The sequence below is a fragment of the Bartonella sp. OC16QHHD genome (assembly GCF_042194035.1).
Taxonomy (GTDB): domain Bacteria; phylum Pseudomonadota; class Alphaproteobacteria; order Rhizobiales; family Rhizobiaceae; genus Bartonella.
Window position 1 is genome coordinate 1 of the sequence record NZ_JBHIMJ010000063.1, and the last position, 5,255, is coordinate 5,255.

A 5,255-nucleotide genomic window follows, 5' to 3' on the forward strand; every position below is an offset into this window, starting at 1 on the left:
TTATCTATCTTCCTCATCCATATGGATGACGCCTTCGCCTTCGTCGCATGCGTTTGGTGGTGCGTTTGGATCAAGGGTATCATCCTTGTCTGGTGTTGTGTTTGCAACGTTTTCAGCCGCATCTTCTTGCGCTTTATCAAAAAGTTCGCACTCTATTTTTGTGGTGTAACCACCTGTTTTATCAAGCTTGTGTTTAACGCTTTTGATGCGCCATTCTGCTGGAATATAGGGGCGGAAAGGGGGCTCTTGAACAAGCTTTGCTTCCGCTTGTACAAAGGGATCACCACCAATATCACATGAGAAAGAAGATTTGCCACGAGATGATTTGTTGCTATAAGCCGCAATGGCTGCAACAGCTTCTGATTGATTGTGGTAGGTATATTTGAGTTCATGAAACGGTGCTTTACCAACTTTGACTTCTTTTTTTTCACCAGTGCGAATATCATGATAGCTTGCGATAACACCGCCTTTCTTCTCTTTGTCTTCTTCTTTTTTCTCAGATTCTTTTTCTGCTTTTTCCGATTCAGATGATGATGGTGCTGCTTGATCACTGTCATCCATATGGATAAAGTTTTCATCATCATCAATCTCTTCTGGTTCTCGTGCATCAGCAGCGGCTTTTTGGTCGTCCCCCACATCTGTTTCTAAGCCATTGGCTGCACCTGCTTCATCTCGTGCGCTGTATTTAAAATCCCAAGAGGTACAATGTTTCTCATGAATAACAACAATAGGGAGTGTTTCACCGGTGATGGCTTTGCCTTCACCCCGTTTGGCGAGCACAAGTTTGCCATCAACGGGCTTTGCTACGGCATCATATTCTTCTGCAAGGCGTGTGGCAAAAGCCATATCGCTTTCAGAAGTTTGGTCAATGTGACGCACAACAATTTTAGCAAGAGAAGGATCAACCTTTGGCGTATAGCCATTACGCTCTGCTATCTCTTGAACAATACTACCAAGGGTTTTTTGGTGATAGGATTGGCTTTTTGGGGTTCTGTAAGACGTGTTCATGGAGGCGGCGCGCCCTGTCACACTTAAGCTTTGTGGTGGGCTGCTCACAGAGATTTCGTCTATCAGATAGGCTCCCATATCGCGGTTTTTGCCGCCTTCATAGCCAAGAGTTACAGAAATGACTGTCCCGATAAGAGGAATATCAAGAAAGCCGTTATCACTGTCACGCGCACGGTCATCAAGCTCTATAGTGATACGATCACTTTTGTTTTCTGCTTCATCGGTAATTTCAATCGACAAAACATAGTCCATCAGCGTTCTTGTGATGTCCTCTCCATTTGCCAGAACCATGCAAAAAGGTTTCATGATTTGCTACCCCAAATTCTAATCACCGGTGTGGCTTTAGGATAGGGGAGGGTTGGCAAAACGATTGTGATGCCTGCTTTTAAGATGGGTCCATAGTCTGCAAGACCAAAGTTTGCTGCATAAACGCGTTCAACAGCAAGGGCTTGTTGACCTTTGGTATAGTATTTCCAGCAAATGGCATCAACCATATCACCATCTTTGGTCATATAAAGATCACTCATAGGTCTTCACCATATTCTCTCAACTTTATTGTAAATTCTTGTTTTTTGGGGATGCCATTATGATGAAAAATGCTTTGTTTTTCCTCTACAGAAAGAATGACAAACTTACCTAAGATTTTGCCTTGACCAGTCACAAGAATGTGAGGTCCTTCATGTGCCATTTGCCGTAAATATTCGAGCTGTCTGTGACCACCTTTGAAATCTGGATAAATCACACCAGTTAAAGAAAATTCCGCATTTGCAACGGCAGGCAATTGAAGAGCTGCTTTGCGCCCCAATCGTCCTTGCTCTACCCATGGAACCCCATAAGACATATCAAGTGTTTGATAAGCTGCTGTTTCAATCGAAAAAATAAAACCACCCAAAGCTAACATCATGGTATTTAATCCGAAAGGCTAGAGGCTATGGCTAAACGTTGCTGTTTTGCATAGCGTTCAAGTGCTTGATTGACAGCGTCTCTGATTTCGTCCTTGAGACCATTGGGGACGGAAATATTGAGATTTGTAATGGTTACACGGGCGTCTACTTCAACGGGTTTATGAACCGTAATGGGCTTTGGAGCTTTAAAAGCACCTACTTTATTTGTTGCCTGCATTTGTCCTGTTTCAACGACACTTGTATTAAAACCACTCTTGCGTTTTTCAGGCGGGGTATTTGTAACCACTACTGTATCAACCATTTTTTTTGCACGTGCATTGGTTTCTTCGGTAAAGGTTTTAATGGTCTGCGTTGAAGTCTTGTCTATTGAAACATTAAAGCCTAGCTTTTCTTTCATCCAGTTTGGCATCCAACTGGTTAATTTACTCATCATGCCGCTGAGCCAATCAGACAGAGCATTCCATTTGCTTTTGATGCCGTCCCAAAGCCCATTAATAAGATTGGAGCCTACTTCCATTAAATCGACACCAAACAGCCATTCAATGAGTTCATTGATTTTTTTCGAAATCCAAGAGAGTGGTGAAAAGTTTTTAAAGAACGTCAAGAGGTTATTGAAAACATTACTACATAAGCTCGCAAAAGAATCCCATAGCTTGCTTATAAAGCTTATGACTGTGTCCCAATTTTTGTAGAGCAGATATCCGGCAGCAACAAGAGCTGCAATGCCGCCAATAATCCAGCCAATAGGTGTGGTCATGATAGCAACACCAAGCGATATAAAAGCAGAACCAACGGCGGTTATTGCTGGGATAAGTGACGCTACAAGAGATACCGCAAGACCAGCAACTGCAGAAGCTGCCGGTACCATTGCTGCAATGAATGCCCCAGTAAGAACTGCTCCAACCGCGGCTAAAGATGCTGCTACCCAACCATTGAGTTTGTCCCAATATTGATAGAGGACAAAGAGCGCTGCAATGCCACCCATTAACCAACCGATAGGTGTCGTCATAATTGTGATACCAAGGCTAACAAACGCTACTCCTGCTGCGGCTAATGCGGCAATGAGTGGACCAAAAATGAAGGAACCAAGAGCTACAAGCCCCACCTTAAAGAGGGTTATTTCACCAATCAACGGCTCCATCCATTGGAACCAGCCTTTAATCCTCTCTGTGAGATCACTGATGCTTTTTCTTAAATCAGAGGTAGGATTAAGCAAATCATTAAGGACTTTTTTTAAGGTTTTTGCCCAGCTCGCAACAGTTGTTTGAATGAGGTCGCGGTTTTCATCAATCAATTTTGAAAAACCGTCAATCATATCATTAATCACGGGCATGAAACGCGCGCCAATAAAGCTCGCGATACCGCCTATTTTTTTCTTAAAAGCACCAAGCTTATCACTCAAATCCGCTGCATAGCGTGCGACATCGGCACCTATCAGCCATTTTCCTTTCCGCGCTTTTGCAAACAGTTCTTTGATAGGTGCCATCCCTTGCGCAAGCATGGTCGCCATTTCTTTACCATCGCCCCCAAACAGCAGAGCGGCAATATGCTGTCTTTGTGCTTGATTTTTCATCTTACTCATCTTGTCGGTAATTTCTTCTAACAAGACAGAAGTGGATTTGAGTTTTCCAGAAGTGTTTTTGACAGAAATGCCAAGTGCTTCAAAGCCCATCATGCCTCTTTTTTGTCCAGCATAGGCTTGTGCCGAACGCCTATTTAAAACCGCTAAGGATTGTTGAAAAAGTTCGGCAGAAGTGCCTGAATTATCGGCTGCATCACCCCATAATTGAAGTGCCGTAACACTCATATTTAAGTGGTGTGATGCGTGATAAAGACTATCTCCCAGATGCATGGTTTTCATGGTGAGGGCGGTCACACTTGCCACAAGACCACCACCGGCAAGCCCTAAAGCACCGGTAAAGACCGAAGCACGATTTGCGGCTACACCAAGAGCATTTTGAACGCCATGGAGGCTTTTTGTCATGTTTTTGACAGCAGCAGAAAAGCGCGGAATACCCAAACTATGTGATAATTTTTTTGAAAGTGTATCGAATTTCTTTTGTACACGTTTAAGAGGCGCGGTGAGTTCGTCTTCAAGAGACAATTTCACCTTTGCATCGGCGACTTTTTCACTCATTTTGTCTTATACCTTTCTGCTGCTTGTTTTCGCCAGAATATGAGTTCTTGTGGTTCCATTTCCATCATGTCTGAAAGGGACCAATAGAACACAATGGTAATATCGGCTATGAGTTTAGCGGCGGTTTCCCAGTCGAGGTATCCCGCCGTTTGATAAAAGACTCCAAGATCTCTCCAATGCTTGCCAAATCATTGATGTCGAGTTCGCTGATAACCTCATGCGGCCATTCAGAAAGGCGTGCGATCATAGCGATTGTCTGCTCTATACCTTCTTTTTTGTCGATTGCTTGCAAATCTTTTGTTTTGGGGCGCCGTAAAGTAATTGTGGTGTGCTCTTTTCCTTCAAAAGTAACAGGTATCAATAATTTATGTGTAATGCTTGTTTGGACTGTCATTTTTATAATCCTATATTTTCTCTATGTTCTGCGAGTTGATTGACGCCATTGAATTTTCTCACCAAGTTGAGGACATCTATCTCAACGATTTCAACGTCCTTCTGGACATATTTGAAATACTGCAATGTGAATGTTGCTGTAGAAGTTGCTTTGCTGCCCGGTTGCCATTCTGCCATTTCAAAGCCTTTGCAAAGTCCTCTCATGGTAATAATGACACCTTCTGCGGGGATGCCTTGAGCTTGCATTGAACTGCGCAATGAGATGTTGACATCCGTGCGCCCTAAGAGTGCCATTAACTCTGGAGAGCAATCAGAAATGGTCATGCTAAGTGTGAGGGTTTCAAGACCAAGGTCAACTTCAATGGAGCTATCCATGCCACCGCCGCGATAACTTTCAACGACCAAGTTCAAATTCGGTAATGTTACGCTTTCACATTTTGCTTGATAGGGAATACCGTCGACAAAAATGTTAAAATATTTCAAAACTCTTGGTAAAACGGGGATAGCCATTAAAAAATCTCCTCTAAATAATCATTCACAATGCGTGAACGGAATGTGATGTGTTCTGCTGGTGTTGTTGGTGTGAATTCGACATTGAAATAGATTCTGCCGCCTTCAATAGCGCTTGCTGTATTCAACTCTAGATCAGGCGTACAGCGCCCACCAAGAATGGCGCCTTGTGCTTTCAAATCACGCAAATAGGCATTGACGCTTTCACTGACGTCACTCATGTAGGTTTTTTTGATATTGCGGTCGACAGCCCATAGATGTCCGCGCAAAATGGCATCATTGATCATATCTGCGGTGCGTAC

The 5,255-nt window shown here is 43.3% G+C and carries 8 protein-coding genes; all 8 read right to left on the reverse strand.

Annotated features, from left to right (window positions below; all coding sequences use genetic code 11):
- Positions 1-1,314 carry a contractile injection system protein, VgrG/Pvc8 family gene (locus ACFIK1_RS06700; protein ID WP_375662396.1) on the reverse strand — a complete coding sequence of 438 codons (1,314 nt, stop codon included), beginning with the start codon at positions 1,312-1,314 and terminating at the stop codon, positions 1-3.
- Positions 1,311-1,535 (reverse strand): tail protein X, encoded by a 225-nt coding sequence (locus ACFIK1_RS06705; RefSeq protein ID WP_375662397.1) that lies wholly within the window; start codon positions 1,533-1,535, stop codon positions 1,311-1,313. The genes ACFIK1_RS06700 and ACFIK1_RS06705 overlap by 4 nt, the downstream gene beginning before the upstream one ends.
- Positions 1,532-1,912 (reverse strand): phage tail protein, encoded by a 381-nt coding sequence (locus ACFIK1_RS06710; protein ID WP_375630019.1) that lies wholly within the window; start codon positions 1,910-1,912, stop codon positions 1,532-1,534. The genes ACFIK1_RS06705 and ACFIK1_RS06710 overlap by 4 nt, the downstream gene beginning before the upstream one ends.
- A 5-nt stretch (positions 1,913-1,917) precedes the next feature.
- On the reverse strand, positions 1,918-4,050 hold the full coding sequence (locus ACFIK1_RS06715; protein WP_375662398.1) for a phage tail tape measure protein: 2,133 nt from the start codon (positions 4,048-4,050) through the stop codon (positions 1,918-1,920).
- Positions 4,047-4,118: a GpE family phage tail protein gene (locus tag ACFIK1_RS06720; protein WP_081485993.1), complete on the reverse strand. Its 72-nt coding sequence runs from the start codon at positions 4,116-4,118 to the stop codon at positions 4,047-4,049. Before ACFIK1_RS06720 ends, ACFIK1_RS06715 begins: the two co-directional genes overlap by 4 nt.
- 38 nt (positions 4,119-4,156) lie before the next feature.
- The gene (locus ACFIK1_RS06725) at positions 4,157-4,444 is read right to left on the reverse strand and encodes a phage tail assembly protein (protein WP_375616733.1); all 288 of its coding nucleotides are present in this window, start codon (positions 4,442-4,444) and stop codon (positions 4,157-4,159) included.
- A 2-nt stretch (positions 4,445-4,446) separates the two neighbouring features.
- Entirely contained in the window at positions 4,447-4,953 is a 507-nt protein-coding gene (locus ACFIK1_RS06730; RefSeq protein WP_375662399.1) for a phage major tail tube protein, read from the reverse strand.
- On the reverse strand, positions 4,953-5,255 hold a 303-nt coding region (locus tag ACFIK1_RS06735; protein ID WP_375662400.1), incomplete at its 5' end, for a phage tail sheath C-terminal domain-containing protein. The genes ACFIK1_RS06730 and ACFIK1_RS06735, both read right to left, overlap by 1 nt.